Genomic DNA, 17,473 nt, shown 5'->3' with positions numbered 1-17,473 from the left:
CCTTCGTGGCTGGGCAGACTGCACGGCAACTTCAACTTCTGAAACGCCGAGCGCCTGCGGCGCGGTTGATTGACGCCCTTCGCGACCGGGCGGGCCTGAACCCCAACCCCTAAACGCCTAGCGCCTGCGGCGCGGTGTTTGACGCCCTCTGCCGCCGTGCGGGCGGGTTCATTTCTTTTGCGCGGCCAAAAGAAACGAACCAAAGAAAAGGCCGCCCCGCATACGCGTCCCGGCGTTGCCGGGATTCCCTCGCGCCGGACAATCGGGTCGGCGGCTGCGAAACTCGGGCGCTGCGCGCCCTCAGACAGTCCTCGCCGAAACCCCGCCCCGCTTGTCCTCTGCTCGGCGCTGCTGAGGGGCCCCGGGCAGACCATCCTCACCCCCGGCCCCTCCCCTTGAAGGGAAGGGGGGACGTGTGCGACGGCCAGCAGACGCGCGCGCGCCTTTTGCCGACCCAAAAGTACAAGCGGGTGTTTGCTTTTTCCAACTTCCCGCCGCACCCAACGGGGGTTCCTCCCGTTACGTAGCGCCGAGGAGTGGAGCGAGACCTTAGGCTCGCGACCGACGCAGGGAACCCCGGAGGGGCGCAGACGCGGGGCTCCTTTTCTTTGGTTCGTTTCTTTTGGAGAAGCAAAAGAAATGAACCCGCCCGCACGGCGGTAGAGGGCGTCAATCAACCGCGCCGCAGGCGCTAGGCGGTTAAAAGCCTTTGCAGTTGCAGTCGCAGTTGCAGTTGCAACCCCAACCCCAACCCCAACCCCAACCAAGCCGCCCAAGGCTTGCCTCCCCCCCTCACGCATCCACCACCTCCCGACTGTGTTGCAGGTGATGCAACAGCGCATCGGCGGCGGCCTGGCGGGCCGGGCGGCCGAACTGGTCGAACTGCTGCGCCAGCGCCTGCTTGCCGGCCGGGGCCTCGCCGCCGGCCAGGGCCGCCCAGTGGGCGGCGTCCACGCTGGCCACCTGCACCGGCGCGTGGCCCGCGTCGGCGCCGCGCTGGGCGTCGCTCTTCACCGTCAGGTCGAGGTGGCTGCTGGCGCGGTTGCCTTTGTTGTCGCGGGCGATCACTTCGATCACCAGTTTCTGGTTCAGGCCCTTGGGCGGCTGGCCGCTCAGGGTGCCGGTCACCGGGTCGAACTTCAGCCAGTTGGGTAGCGGGCGGCCGTCGGCCAGGCGCACTTCGACGCTGATCTCCACGCCCTTTTCGCTGTGGGTGAAGGTCGAGGCCGGCAGGGCGATGCTGACGCGCTCGCCGGCCTGCACCGAGAATTCGCCGATGTCGGGCATGGCTTGCAGGCCGGTGCCGCTGCCACCGCCCAGCTCGATGAAGCCGCTACGCGATTCGCTCGGGGCGAAGGTGGTGTTGCCGCTGCCCAGCGGGTCCACTACGAACGGGTTGCCGGTCAGCGCCACCAGGCTCAGCCCGGCGCCGCCGCCGGTGGGGTTGAGGGTGGGGGCGTCCACCAGCATGCCGCTGCCGTCGATGGGGTTGAGGGTGACCGGCGGGGCGGTGGGGACGAAGTAGGTCGGCACGTAGGGCGCGGGCACCGGGGCCGGGGCCGGCACGGGGGCCGGGGTGGGCACCAGGTTCTGCGTCAACTCGTAGCTGTCGCCCTGGGCGTTGCCGGCGAGGTTGTTGCCGGCGCGGTCGGAGATGCCGCTGCCGCTGGCGTTCAGCGTCAGTCCCAGCTGGCCGGAGCCGCCCAGGTTGCCGATGGTGACGGTCCAGGTGGTGGCGTCCACCTGGGTGACCGATTGCACCTGGCCCTTGGCGCTGCCGGTGGTGGTGACGCTGAAGTCGCCGGCATCCAGGCCGTATACCGACTCGGAGAAGGTGACGGTGTAGTGCACGGTGCTGCCGGTCACCGGCGAGGCGTCCACCCGCACGATGCCGGTGGCGGCGGGCGGGGTGGTGTCGATGACGATGCCGCTAGTATTGCCGACGCCGGACACGGCGGTGTCGAGCGCGTTGCCGGCGGTGTCGTGCAGGCTGCCGCCGTTGGTGTCGAGTGCCACCACGGTGGGACCGTCGGCGTCGTTCTGCCCGGCGCCGACCACGTAGCGGAACAGCAGCGCGGTGCCGCCGCTGCCCGACACGTAGTCGGCGTAGGCGGTCTGGCCGCCCACGTCGAGCACCAGGCGCGGAGTGCCGCCGGCGGTTTCGACCACGGTGGCCTCGGAGACGTTGACAGTGAAGGTGAGCACGTCGCCGGCGTTGTAGGCGCCGTTGTTGGGCACGGTCACGTCGAGGATGGCGGGCGCGGTGCCGTCCACCGCGTAGCGCTGGCCGGTCAGGCCGCCGGCCAGGGCGTTGCCGGCGAGGTCGGCGATGCCGGTGCCGCTGGCCTTGAGGTTCAGGCCGAGCGTGCCGTCGCCGGCGATGCCGTCCACCTGCACCACGTAGGTGTGGGCGTCCAGCTGGGTGACGGCGCCGATGGTGCCGCTGGCGCTGCCGGTGGCGGCCAGCGAGAAGTCGGCCGCGTCCACGCCGCCGACGTCCTCGGAGAAGGTCACGGTGAAGCGCACGCTGCCGTTGCCCACCGGCGACGGGTCGGCGCGCACGATGGCGGTGGCGCCCGGCGCCACGGCGTCGACGCGCACCGCGCTGGTGTTGGGCAGGCCGTTCAGCCCCGGCACGTGGGCATTGCCGGCCAGGTCGCGCACCAGGCCGCCGTTGGCGGTGACGCTGCCGCCCAGCGCCACGCCGTTGGTGTCGGACTGTCCGGCGCCGACCACCAGGCGGAAGGTGAGCGCGCTGGAGCCCGAGCCGGACAGGTATTCGGCGTAGACGGTGCCGCTGTCCAGGGTGATGGCGATGCGCGGGGTGCCGCCGCTGGTGTCGACCACCACCGCTTCGCTGTAATTGACCACGAAGTCCAGCGGCTGGCCGGCGATGTAGGTGCCGGCCGGCGGCGCGGTCACGCTGACCACGGTGGGGGCCACGCCGTCGATCACCAGGGCGGCATTGGCGCCCAGGCTGTCCACCGCGCCGGGCGCCGGCAAGGTGGTGAAGGCGGGGTTGCCCAGGCTGACGCTGGCGATGCTGGCGCCGTTCAGCGACAGCGCGGCGGAGCCGACGTAGTCGAGATCGCTGCTCCGGTCGCCGGCCTGGACCACGTAGGCGAAGGTCAGGGTGTCGGTGCCGCTGCCGCTCACGTAGACCGCGCTGCGGTCGATGGCGCCGGTTTCCAGCAGCAGGGTGGGCACGCCGCCGGATACGGTCACCGCCTGGTCGTAGGTGATGGTGATGTGGACGGTGTCGCCCACCTTGTAGGTGCCGTCCGGGCTGCCGCCGGCCACGCCGGTGATCGACGGGTTGGGCTGGGCGACGTTGATCAGGATGGTGTCGGTATCGGTCTGACCGCCGCCGCTGCCCGATTGGCCGAGGTCGTCGGTGGTGATCTGCACCGAGGCGGGGCCGTAGTAGCCGCCGGTGGGGGCGAACGACAGCCCGGCCAGGGCGTTGTTGATGGCGCTGAGGGTGCCTTCGAACACCATGGTGCCGTCGCCGGTGCCGTTGCCGACCAGGAAGCTCACGCCGCTGAGACTGCCCAGGGTGAGCAGGCCGTTGCTGGCGGTGAGGGTGACGCGCATGGTGCCGCCGCCGACGTCCACGTCGGCGATCGACAGCGCGTTGCCGTTGCCGGTGCTGAACACCAGGGTGCCGTCCTGCAACACGCTCTGGGTGCCCGGCACGCTGTTGACCGGGGCGTCGTTGACGGCGGTGACGGTGAGGGTGACGGTGGTGTGATCGGTCTGGTTGCCGCCGCTGCCGGTATTGCCGCTGTCGTCGATGGTCACGTCGAGCACCACGTTGCCGGTGGCGTTGGCGGCGGTGGTGTAGCTGACGGCGCCGCCGGTGACGAAGGCGTTGATGTCGGACAGCGTGCCGCTGAGGCTGAGCGTGCCGGTGCCCGAGCCGAGCACGGTGACGCCGGACGCGCCGATGGCGCTGAGGGTGCCGCTGCCCGGCGCGACGCTGAACTGCACGCTCACCGTGCCCGGGCCGGCGTCGACGTCGCTGAAGCTGATGCCGCTCAGCGCGGTGGTCACATCCTCGGTGACGGCGATGGACGGGGGCGCGCTGATGTGCGGCGCATCGTTGACCGCGGTGATGGCGATGGTGACGGTGCCGCTGCCGGTCTGCGCCGCGCCGCCGGAGTTGCCGCCGTCGTCGATGCCGGCGGTGAGGGTGACGCTGGCGGTGCTGTTGGCCGCGCCCAGGAACTGCACGGCGCCGCCGGCGATGAAGGTGTTGATGTTGGCGATCGAGCCCGACAGCGTCAGCGCGCTGGCGGTGCCGCCGATGGTGACGCCGCCGCCGCTGGTGGCGGACAGCGTGCCGCTGCCGACCGACAGGGTGACGGTGACGCTGGCGCTGCCGGCGTCCGCGTCGGCGAAGCTGATGCCGGTGATGGCGGTGGCGGTGTCCTCGGCCGCGGTCAGGCTGGCCGGCATCGACACGGTCGGCGCGTCGTTGGTGGCGGCGACGGTGACGGTGCGGTTGGCGCCGCTGCTGTCGCTGTTGCCGTCGTTGACCTTGAAGGTGATGGTGCGGTCGAGGCTGGACGGCGTATCCGAGCTGTTGCTGTAGGTGACGCTGCGCAGCGCGGCCTGCCATTGCGCGGCGGAGGCGCCGGCGGCGGAGGTCAGCGTCAGGATACCGGTGCCGCTGTCGTAGCTGGCGACGATGTCGCCCATGGTGGCCGGATTGTTGGTGAAGGCCAGCACGTCCTGGCTGCCCAGGAAGTTGCCGCTGATCGCCACCGTGGCGCTGGAAAGCAGCGGCGAATCGCTGTCGGTCACGGTGAGGCCGCTGTCGATCACCACCGGGGTCGAGGTGACGTTGTTGCCCTCGACGAAGGCGGCGGCGCCGCCGCTGGCGGTGACCACCGGCGCGTCGTCGATGGCGGTGACGTGCAGGGTGGCGGTATCGCTGGCGGCCGAGAACGGATTGGCGCCGCCGGTGGCGCTGGCGTCGACCTTGGTGCCCTGCTGGCCGGCGGTGGCGCCGCTCTGGTCCCACGCGTGGTAGGTCAGGCTGACGTCGCCGCCGTTGACGCCGTCGGGCACGAAGCGCACCCGGTCGCCGCTGCGCAGCAGCAGTGCCGAGGCGTCGGAGACCGCGCCGACGTTCTGCCAGCTGGCGCCGCCGTTGGTGCTGTATTGCCAGGTGCCGGTGCCGGAGGTCAGGCCAGTGAGGGCGATGCCCTGCACCGCGCCGGTGTCCGCATCGGTGACATGGCCGGTCAGGAAGCTGGACACCGCCACGCCGGGGTTGTTGGTGTCGGAATCGGTCAGGCCGGTCAGCGTCGGGCCGACCGGGGTCAGCACCGGGGCGTCGTTGACGCTGCTGACGGTGAGCGAGGCCTGCGCGGTGCCGGTGGAATACGCGGCGCTGCCGCCGTTGGTGCTGGTGTCGGCGGTATTGCGCGTGCCGTTGGTGGACGCGGTGCCGGCGCTCTGGTCCCAGGCGCGGAAGGTGAGGCCGGCTGCGCTGCCGTTGGCGCCGTCCGGCACGAAGCGCAACTGGGTGGTACTGGACAGCAGCAGCGCGGCGCTGTTGGAGACGGCGCCGACGCCGGTCCAGTTGACGCCGTCGGTGGAGTATTCCCAGGCGCCGCCGCCGCTGCTGCCGGTGATGGCGATGCCGCTGCCGGGGCCGTCCGGGTCGGCGTGGGTGGTGCTGCCCAGCAGGGTGGCGACGGTGACGGCGGACGAGGTGGTGTCTTCGTTGGTGCCGGCCCAGGTGTAGGGGCCGCCGGACAGCGTGGGCGCGTCGTTGACGCCGGTGACGGCCACTTGCGCGGTGACCGCGGTGGAGGTCGCACCGCCGCTGTCGGTGACGGTGAAGTTGATCTGGCGGGTGGTGTCGCTGCCGCCGGCGGTGGGGTCGTCCGAGGTCGAGGAATAGGTGATCGAGCGCAGCGCGGCCTGCAACGCGGCCTGCGAGCCGCCGCCGCTCAGGGTCAGCACGCCGGTGCCGCTGTCGTAGCTGACGGTGAAGCCGTTGGGCGCGCCGACCGACAGCACGTCGCCGGTGCGGAAGTCGCTGACGGTGACGGTGGCGCCCTGGAAGGTGGTGCTGTCCACATCGGCCAGCGTCAGGCTGCCGCTGAGCACGGCGGCGCTGCCGCCCTCGGTGTAGCTGGCGTTGCTGTTGGCCGGGCTGAGCGTGGGCGCGTCGTTCACCGCCACCACGTTGACGGTGACGGTGTTGGTGGTGGTGGTGTAGCTGTCGCCGTCGTAGACGGTGACGCTCAGGGTGCGCGCCGACGCGGTGGGGTTGTCGACGTTGCTGTTGTCGTACACCAGGTTGTGCAGCAGGGCTTCGACCGCGGCCGGCGTAGCCGAAGCGGAGTTGAAGGTGATCACCAGATCGTTGCTGCCGCTGCCGCCGGTGAAGGTGCCGATGGCGACGCCGCCATAGGTGATGGTGCTGCCGCTGACGCCGATCTGCCCGGCGCCGGTGCCCTGGTTGCGGATCGACAGCAGGTCTTCGGCGGTGACGCGGTTGGTGGTGATCGACACCCGCACGCTGCCGCCGTTGAAGTCGGCCGAATCGCCGTCCGACACCGTGGCATTGCTGCCCAGGTCGATCAGCCGGGCGCTGTCGCCCTCGGTGAAGGTGACGCTGTCGCCTTGCAGGCCGCCCAGCACGGGCGGCGCGTTGGGCACGTAGCTGGTGTTGAGCGCGCCGCCGTCGTTGTAGATGCCGGTGACCGCGGCGGGGCTGGGGCCCGGCGAGCCGGTGCCCAGTTCCTGGCCGCCGGCGCCGCTGCCGGCGCCGTTGCCGGTCATGGCCGCGTTGTTGGCGGCGGTGATGTTGAAGGTGCCCTTGTTCCACACCGCGCCGACGCCGCGCCCGCCGGCGCCGCCGTTCTGGTTGCCCAGCGAGCCGCCGGCGCCGCCCCCGCCGCCGCCGCCGCCGGCGCCGAGGTTGTTGCTGATGATCGAGTTGCCGATGACGTTGATGGTGCCGCCGACCGCGTTGTAGATGCCGCCCGCCGCCGAGCCGCCGGCGCCGCCGGTGGCGTCGGTGCCCAGGCCGCCGCCGCCGCCGCCGATGCTGATGCTGCCGTTGGTGGCGGTGCCGCCAGTGCCGCCGGTGGAATAGCCCAGGTAGCTGCCGCCGGCGCCGCCGACGCCGGTACCGCCCTGGCCGCCCATGCCGGGGAAGGCGCTATCGGCGCCGCCACGACCGCCCTGGTTGGCGCTGCCGCTGCCGCCCAGATTGTGGGAGACGCCCGATTCGCCGCCGCGACCGCCGATGCCGCCGCCCAACGCGCCGCCGCCGCCGCCGCCGCCGCCGTCGTAGGCGAAGTTGCCGCCGCCGCCGCCGCCGCCGGCCGCCGCGTTGGCGGTGACCGAGGTGTTGAGCAGGGTGAGCGTGCCGGCGTTCCAGATGCCGCCGCCGAAGGCGCCGGCGGCGGCCAGGCCGTTGCCGGCGTCGCCGCCGTTGCCGGAGACCAGGCCGCGGGTGATCACCAGGCCGTCGAGCATCACGTTGCTGCCGGCCTGTACCTGGAGCACGCGGCTGCGGTAGTTGGCGTCCAGCGTCACGTCGGCGACGCCGTCGTTGTTGATGTCGCCGTCGATGGTCAGGTTCTTGGTGATGACCAGCTCGCCGGTGGTGAGGCTGACCGTCATGCCGCTGCTGAAGGTGATGGTGTCGCCGGTGATGGCGCTAGCAATGGCGTTGCGCAGGGTGCCGACGCCGCTGTCGGCGCTGCTGGTGACGGTGATGGTGGCCAGGTTGTACTGGTAGCCGTGTTCGGCTTGGGCCGACAGCACCGAGGTGCTTTCGATGCTGCCGCGGGTGACTTCCAGCACCCAGTCGCTGCCGGCGCCGGTGCGGTTGCTGGACGCGGCGATGTCGCGCCCGGTGCCGGCGGCCAGCGCATCGACGAAGGCCGATCCGCGCGCGCCGTCGGCGGTGTTGCAGGCGTAGATCAGGATGTCGCCGCCCTGCGCCATGTTCTGGCCGAGCCGCGCCAGGCTGTCGGAATAGGTATTGAGGTTTTCGGCGGAGAGGTAGCTGCTGCCCAGCCACAGGTCGCCGCTGTAGCCGTGGGCCAGGATCTGCACCGACTGGGCGCCGGGATGGCCGGCGAGGTAGGTGTTCATCTGCGTCAGGCCGTCCTGGTCGGCGCGCAGGTAGACCACCTCGGTATTCGGCTTGAGATCGGCCAGCAGCTTGTCCGCGTCCTTGACCCGCGCATCGACGAACAACACGTTGCGCCCGGCCGGCTCGGCCTGCGGCGGCAGCACCGCGGCGGGCGCCACAGCGCTGTGGTCGGCGCCATCGCCGGTGGATGCGGGATCGGAGCGTGTGTCGTGGGTAGGCGCTTCATGCGGCCGGTCGATGGCGGTGGCGACGGCGGCGCCGTCGAACATGATGCGCGGCTCCAGCGCCAGGATCAGCGAGGACCCGGTCGTGGGGCGGCGTTGGCCGGTCGTGTCTTGCGTCGAATTGCGCTTGGTCCACCACATGGCATGCTCCTTGTGCGGCCGTGGGGTGGTGGTTGGGGGTGTCGCTGAACCCCAAATCTTGAACCACAGAGAACACGAAGAACACGGAGGATCACAGAGAAACCCAAATCCCGCGCCAGTCCAACCAGACCCGAGTTGAGTTTTGTTTTTCTCCGTGAATCTCTGTGTTCTCTGTGTTCTCTGTGGTTCAAGATTTGGGGTTTAGCGCTTCCACCCAAACCACCACGCGACAGCCGATCTCCAGTGTTGCCGCCGGATTCGACCCGGGCGGCATGACAGTTCTATTGTTGTGGTCTTGCTGTGTTGCGTTACTGCTACGGTGCCGCCGCCGGTGCTGGCGCCGGCGTGGGTTCCGGCCGCAGGCGGATCACGTTGGCGGCGCTGGCGGCGCCGTCCTCCCAGAACGACAGCCGCGCGTATTGCTCGAACAGATCCGGCGGCAGCACGGTGCGCCGCGCCTGCGGCGCCACGCGCGGCTTCACCCGGTGCAGCCCGCCGACGCCCAGCGCCTGGTCGAATTCGGGCGCGTCGTAGCGCACGTTGTCGAAATCATGGGCAAACCATGGTTCGCCGATGAAGTCGTAGACCAGCCGCAGCACCTGCTCCGGCGCGTGGGTGAGCAGTTCGTAATCCACCAGCAGCAGCGAATCGGCGTGCTCGCCGTAATACGCTTCCTTCAGCGCGGCCCAGGCAAAACCTACCAGCCGGTTGCGCTGCGCCAGGGTATCCACGCGGCTGTAGACGGTGTTGCGCTCGGTATCGTCCACGAACAGCTTGGTGTTCTCGTACGGATTGGCGCGGTACAGCCGCTCGATGCTGTCCATCACCCACGCCACGTTGCGCACGCAGGCGATCACCTTGGCCTGCGGGAACAGGTCGCGCAGCGCAGGCAGGCGGGCGCACCACTGGCGGTTGGTGTCGAACACCACCGGCCGTGGGCAATCGGCGTAGTAGTTGTCGAACAAGCCCTTCAACAGCCGGCGCCGCTGCGCCAGCTCGATCACCGGGCCGAATTCGCTGCCGGCGCTGCATTGCGCCAGCACCGCGCCGAACAACGTGCCGACAGGGCTGGTCATGCCGGCCTGGAAACGCGGGTTCTGCAACAGCAAAGCTGACAGCAATGTGGAGCCGGAGCGCGGTAAACCGGAGATGAAGTGGTAGTGGGCTGTGGACACGCTTACGCTTCGCGGATCAATTAGTGAATACTATTCTATGTCACCGGCTTGCGACATAGGCGGGGCGGATCAACTACGGATCAGTCACCAAAATGACGCTGTCTTTCGTCGGAAAATGCTTTATATCTCGCAAGACGCTGCGTGTACCACCGCCACGGGGGCGGCGGCAGGGCAGCGCGACCCATCAGAAAAATATCTGGAGATGAAAGATGGAAGTTTTCATCGGCACCATTCAGCCGTTTGCTTTCCCTTATGCGCCGTCCGGCTGGGCGCTCTGTAATGGCCAATTGCTGGCGGTTTCGCAGTTCAGCGCGCTGTTCGCGCTGGTCGGCACCACCTACGGCGGCGACGGCGTATCCACCTTCGGCCTGCCCAACCTGCAAGGCCGCATGCCGATGGGCCAGGGCTCCGGCACCGGCCTGAGCAATCGTCCGATCGGTCAGGTGGGCGGCGTGGAAAGCATCACGCTGACCTCCAACAACATGCCGATGCACACCCATGCCATCACCAGCTCGCTGACGGTGGCCACCAACGTGCAACTGGCCGCCGCGGCCAGCAACCCGGTCAACGCGCCGACGGCGACCAACTCCTACATCGGCGCATCGGGCACCGGCCCGGGCAGTGCCACCATCTACTCCGACGCGCTGGGCACCGGGCCGATCACGCTGCAAGGCGTGAGCAGCAACCTGGGCGGCACCGTGGCCGCCGCGGCGGCCGGCGGCAGCCAGCCGTTCGGGCTGATGAACCCGTTCCTGGCGGTGAACTTCAGCGTGGCGCTGAACGGCATCTTTCCGTCGCGCAACTGATCCGCCGCATACGCGGATCGAAGCGACGCTCGCACGTCGCATCGCAGGCCGGGCCCCCGGCCTGCGTTTTCTTTGGAGCACCGATGCTGCACCGGATCGAAGCCAGTCATTTCCAGCCCCTGGTGGGCACCACCTGTACGCTGGCGCTGCCCGACGGCCGCGCGCTGGCGGTGCGGGTCGAGCAGGTGGACCTCAAGCCGCTGTCGCAGATGCCGGGCAGCCGCATGCCGTTCGCGGTGGCGCTGACCGCGCCGGACGGCACCGATTTCGTCCACGGCCCGTGCGCGCTGGACCTGCCGGCGCTGGGGCGGCTGGAAGGCATGTTCGTGTCGCGCGTGCCGGCGCTGGGCCGCGACGAGCGCGCGGCGTATTTCCAGGTGGTGTTCAACTGAGCGCGCCCGCCGCTTGCGCCGACACGCGCAGCGGCCGACACTGCCGTGGTTTCGCCCCGAGCGTGGGGCGCATCACCCGGTGAGACCATGGAACAAGACAACCCCTACGCCGCCCCCGGCGTCGATCTGACCCAGGCCGACACGAGCCCCGGCTCGCCGGTGAAGGCGGTGCTGTATGCCTTTCTGCTGGACTTCGTCGGCTCCAACTTGCTGGCCCTGATACTGGGCATCGCCTACGGTGCCTTGCTGACGCTGGGCGGCATGCCGCCGGATCAGCTCGAAGCGCACATGGGATCGCTGGCATGGTACTCGCCGTACATGCTGATCGTGACGATACTCGGCACGATGATCTCGGTGCTGGCGGGCTTCGTCTGCGCCCGCATCGCCAAGCGCCACGAGTACCGCTGCGCGCTGATCGCGGCCACACTGACCTGCGGTCTGATGGTCTGGATGAGCTGGCCGCGATTCACCACCACGACGCTGTGCCTGACGCTGCTGGGCTACGCCGCTTCGCTGCTCGGCGCCCATTGGGGCCGCAGGGCCAATCGCAAGGCGCGGGCCGGCTGATCGGCGCTCAGGCCGCTGTCGGGTACCACACCAGTCGTTCGGCGGTATCCCCCGCCTCTTCCACCTGGAATCCCAGCGCGATGTAGTGCTGCCGTGCGCGCGGGTTGCTGCGCCATACCACGGCGGCCACCGGGCAGCGCACCTGCCGCGCCGCCTGCTGCACGCCTTGCAGCACGGTACGGCCAAAGCCCAGGCCGCGCGCGTTGGGGATGAATGCCAGGTAGATCACCCGCACTTCGTTGGGCCCGAAATCGACCACCAGCGCGCCGATGTTGGCGGCGGTCTTTTCGATCACGTAGTGCATGGCGTTGGGGTAGGCGGTGCCGGCGCCGGTCTGCAAGGTCTGGTACTGCTGCGCGACCACGCTTTCGATCAGCTCGGGGTCGGCGTCGATCAGTTGCAGGTCGGGCCGGGCGCTCTGGTAGAGCGCGGCCAGGAACGGTTCGTCGCTGGAACGGGCGGGGCGGATGGTCAGGCCATCGGCCAGGGCATTGGCGCTGTCGAGCATGGTGGGTTCTTCACCGATTGTGGATTGAGCCGACCGCCCGACAAGCCGGGATGGGACCACGCGTGCGAGCGAAGCGAGGCCCCCTCGCGGCGGCGAGGGCGGGGGGAGTGGTGTCGAAAAAGGGAGGGTCGGTACTGGCGCCCTCCGAACGATGCGCGCCCGGCTTGGCCGGGGGCTTGCCGCAGATCGAGCGGGACCGGCATGTAGCAAGTACTCCGGCCCTCGCGGCGAGGGCGGGGGGATTGGAATCGAGCAGGAAGCGCGGTTGTTGGCATGCCGCGAACGACGTGCGCCCGGCTTGGCCGGGAGCTTGATGCACTTTCACCATGGCAATCCGCCAGCAGGATGCAACAGCGCGAGCGAAGCGAGGCCCCCTCGCGGCGGAGGGCGGGGGGAGTGGAATCGAGCAGGAAGCGCGGTTGTTGGCATACCGCGAACGGCGTGCGCCCGGCTTGGCCGGGAGCTTGATGCACTTTCACCATGGCAATCCGCCAGCAGGATGCAACAGCGCGAGCGAAGCGAGGCCCCCTCGCGGCGGCGAGGGCGGGGGGAGTCGGAATGGAACAGGTTGGAGCCGCTACTCGCATACCGAGCATGGTGCGCACCCGGCTTGGCCGGGGGCTGGCGTTCCGGTCGCGTACCACTGCCATTCAATAGCGCGGAAAGGCGGAATCCACCTCGTCCGCCCAGCCGGCAACCCCCCCGGTCAGGTTGATCATCTGCTCGAAGCCGTTGCGCTCCAGGAACATCGCCACCTGGAAGCTGCGCATGCCATGGTGGCAGATCACCACCGTCGGTACGTCCGGGTCCAGCTCCTGCTGGCGGGCCGGGATCTCGTTCATGGGGATATGGACGATGCCGGGCAGCGCGCAGTGCGCGACCTCCCAGCCTTCGCGCACGTCGAGCAGCACCGGGCGCGGGCGCTCGGCGTCGGCCAGCCAGTCGGCCAGCGCTTGGGGTTGCAGGTGTTGCATGGTGTCGGTTCCAGGGTTGTCCGCCGCGGGCGGGGCGCCGTGCTCTTTCGGCCCGGTCGCGAAGCGGCGATGTTGCGATGGGGCGCCGGCGTCGTCAATGCCGCGCGCATCGGCGGCGGGCATGAAAAACGGGATGGCTGGGCCATCCCGTTGTCGCGGCGGTGCCTGGGTTTACAGGCCGGCGTCGGCGCGCAGCGCGGCGGCCTTGTCGGTGCGTTCCCAGGTGAAATCCGGCTCTTCGCGGCCGAAGTGGCCGTAGGCGGCGCTGCGGGTGTACACCGGGCGCAGCAGGTCCAGCATCTGCACGATGCCCTTGGGGCGCAGGTCGAAGTGCTTTTCGATCAGCTTGACGATCTCTTCGTTGCTCAGCTTGGAGGTGCCCCAGGTATCGACCATGATCGACACCGGCTTGGAGATGCCGATGGCGTAGCTCACCTGCACCAGGCACTGCTTGGCGATGCCGGCGGCGACGATGTTCTTGGCCACGTAGCGGCCGGCGTAGGCGGCCGAGCGGTCCACCTTGGACGGGTCCTTGCCGGAGAACGCGCCACCGCCGTGCGGCGCGGCGCCGCCGTAGGTGTCGACGATGATCTTGCGGCCGGTCAGGCCGCAGTCGCCCATCGGGCCGCCGATGACGAAACGGCCGGTCGGGTTGACCAGGTACTTGGGGTTCTTCAGCCATTCGGCCGGCAGCACCGGCTTGATGATCTCCTCGATCACTGCCTCGGACAGCTGGGCGTGGCTGATGTCGGGATGGTGCTGGGTGGAGAGCACGATGGTGTCCACTTCCAGCACGCTGCCACTGTCGGCGTCGTAGCGCAGGGTGACCTGGCTCTTGGCGTCCGGGCGCAGCCACGGCAGGCGGCCGTCCTTGCGCAGTTCGGACTGGCGCTGCATCAGGCGGTGCGCGTAGTAGATGGCGGCCGGCATCAGCTGCGGGGTTTCGTCGCAGGCGTAGCCGAACATCAGGCCCTGGTCGCCCGCGCCCTGGTCCAGGTCGAGGCCGGCGCCTTCGTTCACGCCCTGGGCGATGTCGGGGCTCTGCTTGTCGTAGGCCACCAGCACGGCGCAGGTCTTGTAGTCGAAGCCGATGTCGCTGTGGTCGTAGCCGATGCGCTTGATGGTGTCGCGCGCGATCTGGATGTAGTCGATGTTGGCGGCGGTGGTGATCTCGCCGGCCAGCACCACCAGGCCGGTGTTCACCAGCGTTTCGGCGGCGACGCGCGCGTGTTTGTCCTGGGTGAGGATGGCGTCGAGGATGGAGTCGGAGATCTGGTCCGCGACCTTGTCGGGATGGCCTTCCGATACCGATTCGGAGGTAAAGAGGAATTCTTTCATGCGTTGATCGATCCTTCGGCGGGTTCTGGCTGCTTGGTGCCGCCATGCTGCGCGCTGCGGGCCGTTTTCCGGTCCGCCCGGGGCGATGACGGGCGCTTTGGGGGTGTAGGCGGGGGGCAAAGCCGCTAAAATCCGGGACTTCCCCCGCGTATTGCCATTCGATGCTCGTTGCACTGCTCAAACCACTGGCCCGATTGCCGCTCCCGTTCTTTCACGCGGTGGGCTGGCTGCTGGGCTGGCTGACCTGGTGGGGGTCGCCGACCTATCGGCGGCGAATGGCGGACAACCTGCGCCGTTCGGGGCTGGCGGCGAGCGACGCCGATTATAGCCGATTGATCCGGTCAAGTATTGCCGCGCATGGCATGGGCGCGCTGGAGCTGATCCCGGCCTGGCTGCGGCCGCTGCCGAGCGTGGCTGCGCTGGTGGTCGAGCGCGATGGCTGGCAGGCGGTGGACGACGCGGTGGCGCGCCAGGCGCCGATCATCTTCGTCTCGCCGCACCTGGGTTCGATCGAGGTCTGCGGCGCCTATCTGGCGGCCAGCCAGCCGCGCCTGCTGACCGCGCTGTATCGCCCGCCTCGCATCGCGGCGCTGGAGCCGCTGATGCTGGCCTCGCGCACCCGGGGCGGGGCGCAGGCGGCGCCGGCCAATGCCCAGGGGGTGCGCCAGCTGCTGCGCACGCTCAAGCAGGGCCAGTCGGTGTACATGCTGCCGGACCAGGCGCCCGGCGCCGGCGAAGGTGCATGGGCGCCGTTCTTCGGCCGGCCGGCCTACACCATGACGCTGTTGGCGCGGCTGGCGCGCAGCACCGACGCCAGCGTGCTGTTCTGCTTCGCCGAGCGCCTGTCGTGGGGCCGCGGCTTCCGTATCCATGTGCGACCGTTGCAGGGCGCGTTCAGCGGCGACGCGCAGGCCGACGCCGCGCTGGTCAACGCCAACGTCGAGGGGCTGATCCGCATCGCCCCGGCGCAGTACCTGTGGAGCTACAACCGCTACAAGCGCCCGTCGGGCGCGCCGGAGCCGACGCATGGCTGAAGACGGCAACAAGGCGCTCACCTGGGATGACCTGCCCTGGCAGGCTAGGCTGCTGGCCGTGCCGTTCTGGCTGCTGCGCTTTCTGCCGTTCCCGCTGTTGCGCTGGCTGGGTGTGGCGCTGGGCGAGCTGCTGTACCTGGTGCCCAATCGCCGCCGGGTGGGGCTGCGCAACCTGGAGCTGTGCTTCCCCGAGCGCACGCTGGCCGATCGGCGACGCCTGCTGCGCGGGCACTACCACGCGTTCGGCGCCTGCCTGCTCAGCTACGGCATCCTGTGGTTCTCCCGCCCGGCCCGGCTGGAGCGGCTGGTGGTGCGCGAGGGCTACGAGCATTACCTGGCGATCCAGGGGCGGCCGATCATCGCGCTGGCGCCGCACTTCGTGGGGCTGGATTTCGGCGGCATCCGCCACACGCTCGACCACTGGGGCGCCAGCATCTACACCTCCACCCGCGACAACCCGTTCGACCTGTTGCTGCGCTTCGGCCGCAGCCGCTTCGGGCCGCCGCTGCTGTTCCGGCGCACCGACGGCATCCGCCAGGTGGTGCGCGCCATGCGCAAGGGCGCATCGCTGTACTACCTGCCCGACCAGGACCTGGGGCCGTCCGAATCGATCTTCGTGCCGTTCTTCGGGGTGTCGACCGCCACGGTGCCGGCGCTGTCGCGGCTGGCGCAGCTGAGCAACGCGGCGGTGGTGCCGATGGTGACCACGCTGGAGGGCAACCGCTTCGTCACGCGCTTCTACCCGGCGTGGGAGCAGTTCCCCTCGGACGATGCCGAGGCGGACACCCGGCGCATGAATGCCTTCATCGAGGCGCGGGTGCTGGAGTGCACGCCGCAGTATTTCTGGCTGCACCGCCGCTTCAAGACCCGCCCGCCCGGCGAGCCGGATCGCTACGGCCGCAAGGGCTGAGCGTCGTAGCACGGCGAAACGCTCGTTTTTCTCCATAGTTTGCTTTGATTGACCGGACTGCCTTGGCGGCGGTGCCGCGCCTGCCATAATGCCTGGGTGTTCCTATTTCGCTGCATTGCAACAAAGGAGTCCTCATGCCCCAGCCCAAGACGGCGCTGATCGTCGGCGGTGGCGCGCCCAACATGCCGCTGATGGCGGGTGCCTTGTCGGCGATGATCCGCCAGAAAGTGCGCTTCGACGTGATCTCCACCTCGGGCGCGGGCGCGCTGGTGGGCCTGCTGTATGCCGCGCCCAAGTCGGGCAATCCGATCGCCGCGCTGGCGTCGATGGTGCAGATGGGGGTGTCGGATCCGATCTACCGGCTGATGCCGGTGAACTACAAGGTATTCAGCAAGCCGGGGGTGCTGGCCGAGCAGTTCCGTGCCGAGCTGGCGCGCTCGCCGTTCGCGGCGATGGTGGACCAGTTGTCGCAGCAGAGTCCGGCCTGGCGCGCCTGGGCCGACTGGGTACGGCTGATGTGGGCGGTGGCGACGCCGACCGATCTGACGCTGCGCAGCCTGGGCTTGTGCGCCCACGTGCCGTTCATCGAGGAAGTGGTCGATTTCTCGCGGTTGGCCGAGTCGACCACGCCGATCTACCTCAACGCCTACAACCTGAACCGGCACGAGATGGTGCAATGGCGGGGCGGCGAGATCACCGTGGAACGCTTCCGCGCCGCGCTGTCGTTCCCGTTCCTCTATCCGCCCACGGTATTGCCCGGCGCCGACGGCAAGCCGGAGCACTATATCGAGGGCGCGGCGCTGGATACGCTGAACTTCAAGGCGTTGGTGGGCCCGGACGGCGTGCAGCCCGACATCGGCGCGCTGGTGGTGTTCGACGTGCTGGGCGCCGACGCGCTGCTGCGCCCGCCGCGCGATCTGTACGACGCCTGGGTGATGTCGATCATCACGCCGCTGGTGGAGATCGCCAAGGACGACCTGAAGCTGTTCGATCTGGTCTACAACCGCAACCCGGACGGCAGCGCCAAGCGCCAGTTGCTGCGGGTGTCGCTGCTGTCGGACGAATTCCCGGCCGACCGCTGGGCCGAGATGTTCGACTGGTCGTATTCCAACATGCACGACCTGTACCGCGCCGGCTTCGACATCGGACTCGCCTTCTGCCGCGAGCACGCCGCCACCCTGGGCATCACCTACGACGAATCGGTCGCCCCATTGCCCGAGGACTGGGTGCTGGCGGATGCGACGGGGTGAGGTGGGGGAGGGGTTGCTAGACCCCA

Annotated in this window: 11 protein-coding genes; 6 read left to right on the top strand and 5 right to left on the bottom strand. The window is 69.4% G+C overall.

The genetic code is table 11. From position 1 onward, the window contains the following. Positions 1-792: 792 nt before the first annotated feature. Both C556_RS0102795 and C556_RS19045 read right to left on the bottom strand, forming a co-directional pair. Complete coding sequence (locus C556_RS0102795) at positions 793-8,493, bottom strand: DUF4347 domain-containing protein (RefSeq protein WP_018746710.1); 7,701 nt, start codon at positions 8,491-8,493, stop codon at positions 793-795. A 314-nt stretch (positions 8,494-8,807) separates the two neighbouring features. Next, entirely contained in the window at positions 8,808-9,668 is an 861-nt protein-coding gene (locus C556_RS19045; protein WP_051083203.1) for a sulfotransferase family protein, read from the bottom strand. Between the two features lie 209 nt (positions 9,669-9,877). Between C556_RS19045 and C556_RS0102785 the strand changes: the two genes are divergently transcribed. The 3 genes from C556_RS0102785 (at position 9,878) to C556_RS0102775 (ending at position 11,433) form a co-directional block, all read left to right on the top strand. Then, positions 9,878-10,474: a phage tail protein gene (locus C556_RS0102785; protein WP_018746708.1), complete on the top strand. Its 597-nt coding sequence runs from the start codon at positions 9,878-9,880 to the stop codon at positions 10,472-10,474. 83 nt (positions 10,475-10,557) lie between these two features. Continuing rightward, on the top strand, positions 10,558-10,866 hold the full coding sequence (locus C556_RS0102780) for a DUF6916 family protein (RefSeq protein WP_018746707.1): 309 nt from the start codon (positions 10,558-10,560) through the stop codon (positions 10,864-10,866). A gap of 87 nt (positions 10,867-10,953) precedes the next feature. Beyond that, the gene (locus C556_RS0102775) at positions 10,954-11,433 is read left to right on the top strand and encodes a hypothetical protein (protein ID WP_018746706.1); all 480 of its coding nucleotides are present in this window, start codon (positions 10,954-10,956) and stop codon (positions 11,431-11,433) included. A 7-nt stretch (positions 11,434-11,440) separates the two neighbouring features. On the opposite strand, the gene C556_RS0102770 is transcribed toward C556_RS0102775, so the two are convergent. From C556_RS0102770 to metK, 3 genes are all read right to left on the bottom strand, one after another. Beyond that, the gene (locus C556_RS0102770) at positions 11,441-11,941 is read right to left on the bottom strand and encodes a GNAT family N-acetyltransferase (RefSeq protein ID WP_018746705.1); all 501 of its coding nucleotides are present in this window, start codon (positions 11,939-11,941) and stop codon (positions 11,441-11,443) included. Positions 11,942-12,591: 650 nt separating this feature from the next. After that, on the bottom strand, positions 12,592-12,915 hold the full coding sequence (locus C556_RS0102765; RefSeq protein ID WP_026262750.1) for a rhodanese-like domain-containing protein: 324 nt from the start codon (positions 12,913-12,915) through the stop codon (positions 12,592-12,594). A gap of 171 nt (positions 12,916-13,086) precedes the next feature. After that, positions 13,087-14,253 carry a methionine adenosyltransferase gene (gene metK / locus C556_RS0102760; protein WP_018746703.1) on the bottom strand — a complete coding sequence of 389 codons (1,167 nt, stop codon included), beginning with the start codon at positions 14,251-14,253 and terminating at the stop codon, positions 13,087-13,089. A gap of 161 nt (positions 14,254-14,414) precedes the next feature. Between metK and C556_RS19040 the strand changes: the two genes are divergently transcribed. The 3 genes from C556_RS19040 to C556_RS0102745 all read left to right on the top strand — a co-directional run bounded on the left by C556_RS19040 (position 14,415) and on the right by C556_RS0102745 (position 17,447). Next, positions 14,415-15,287 (top strand): lysophospholipid acyltransferase family protein, encoded by an 873-nt coding sequence (locus C556_RS19040; RefSeq protein ID WP_040430209.1) that lies wholly within the window; start codon positions 14,415-14,417, stop codon positions 15,285-15,287. Next, a complete protein-coding gene (locus tag C556_RS0102750; protein WP_018746701.1) occupies positions 15,280-16,197 on the top strand; it encodes an LpxL/LpxP family acyltransferase in 918 nt (305 codons plus the stop codon). Before C556_RS19040 ends, C556_RS0102750 begins: the two co-directional genes overlap by 8 nt. A 134-nt stretch (positions 16,198-16,331) precedes the next feature. Next, positions 16,332-17,447, top strand: a complete 1,116-nt coding sequence (locus C556_RS0102745; protein ID WP_018746700.1) for a patatin-like phospholipase family protein — start codon at positions 16,332-16,334, stop codon at positions 17,445-17,447. Positions 17,448-17,473 lie beyond the last annotated feature (26 nt).

The sequence above is a fragment of the Chitiniphilus shinanonensis DSM 23277 genome (assembly GCF_000374805.1).
Taxonomy (GTDB): Bacteria; Pseudomonadota; Gammaproteobacteria; order Burkholderiales; family Chitinibacteraceae; genus Chitiniphilus; species Chitiniphilus shinanonensis.
This window is presented reverse-complemented; position numbering and strand designations above follow the sequence as displayed.

Bases quoted from the DNA above. Each gene is read 5' to 3' on its own strand.
- C556_RS19040 (WP_040430209.1), top strand. From the start codon at position 14,415: ATGCTCGTTGCACTGCTCAAACCACTGGCCCGATTGCCGCTCCCGTTC.
- metK (WP_018746703.1), bottom strand. From the start codon at position 14,253: ATGAAAGAATTCCTCTTTACCTCCGAATCGGTATCGGAAGGCCATCCC.
- C556_RS0102750 (WP_018746701.1), top strand. From the start codon at position 15,280: ATGGCTGAAGACGGCAACAAGGCGCTCACCTGGGATGACCTGCCCTGG.
- C556_RS0102770 (WP_018746705.1), bottom strand. From the start codon at position 11,941: ATGCTCGACAGCGCCAATGCCCTGGCCGATGGCCTGACCATCCGCCCC.
- C556_RS0102775 (WP_018746706.1), top strand. From the start codon at position 10,954: ATGGAACAAGACAACCCCTACGCCGCCCCCGGCGTCGATCTGACCCAG.
- C556_RS0102765 (WP_026262750.1), bottom strand. From the start codon at position 12,915: ATGCAACACCTGCAACCCCAAGCGCTGGCCGACTGGCTGGCCGACGCC.
- C556_RS0102745 (WP_018746700.1), top strand. From the start codon at position 16,332: ATGCCCCAGCCCAAGACGGCGCTGATCGTCGGCGGTGGCGCGCCCAAC.
- C556_RS0102785 (WP_018746708.1), top strand. From the start codon at position 9,878: ATGGAAGTTTTCATCGGCACCATTCAGCCGTTTGCTTTCCCTTATGCG.
- C556_RS0102795 (WP_018746710.1), bottom strand. From the start codon at position 8,493: ATGTGGTGGACCAAGCGCAATTCGACGCAAGACACGACCGGCCAACGC.
- C556_RS0102780 (WP_018746707.1), top strand. From the start codon at position 10,558: ATGCTGCACCGGATCGAAGCCAGTCATTTCCAGCCCCTGGTGGGCACC.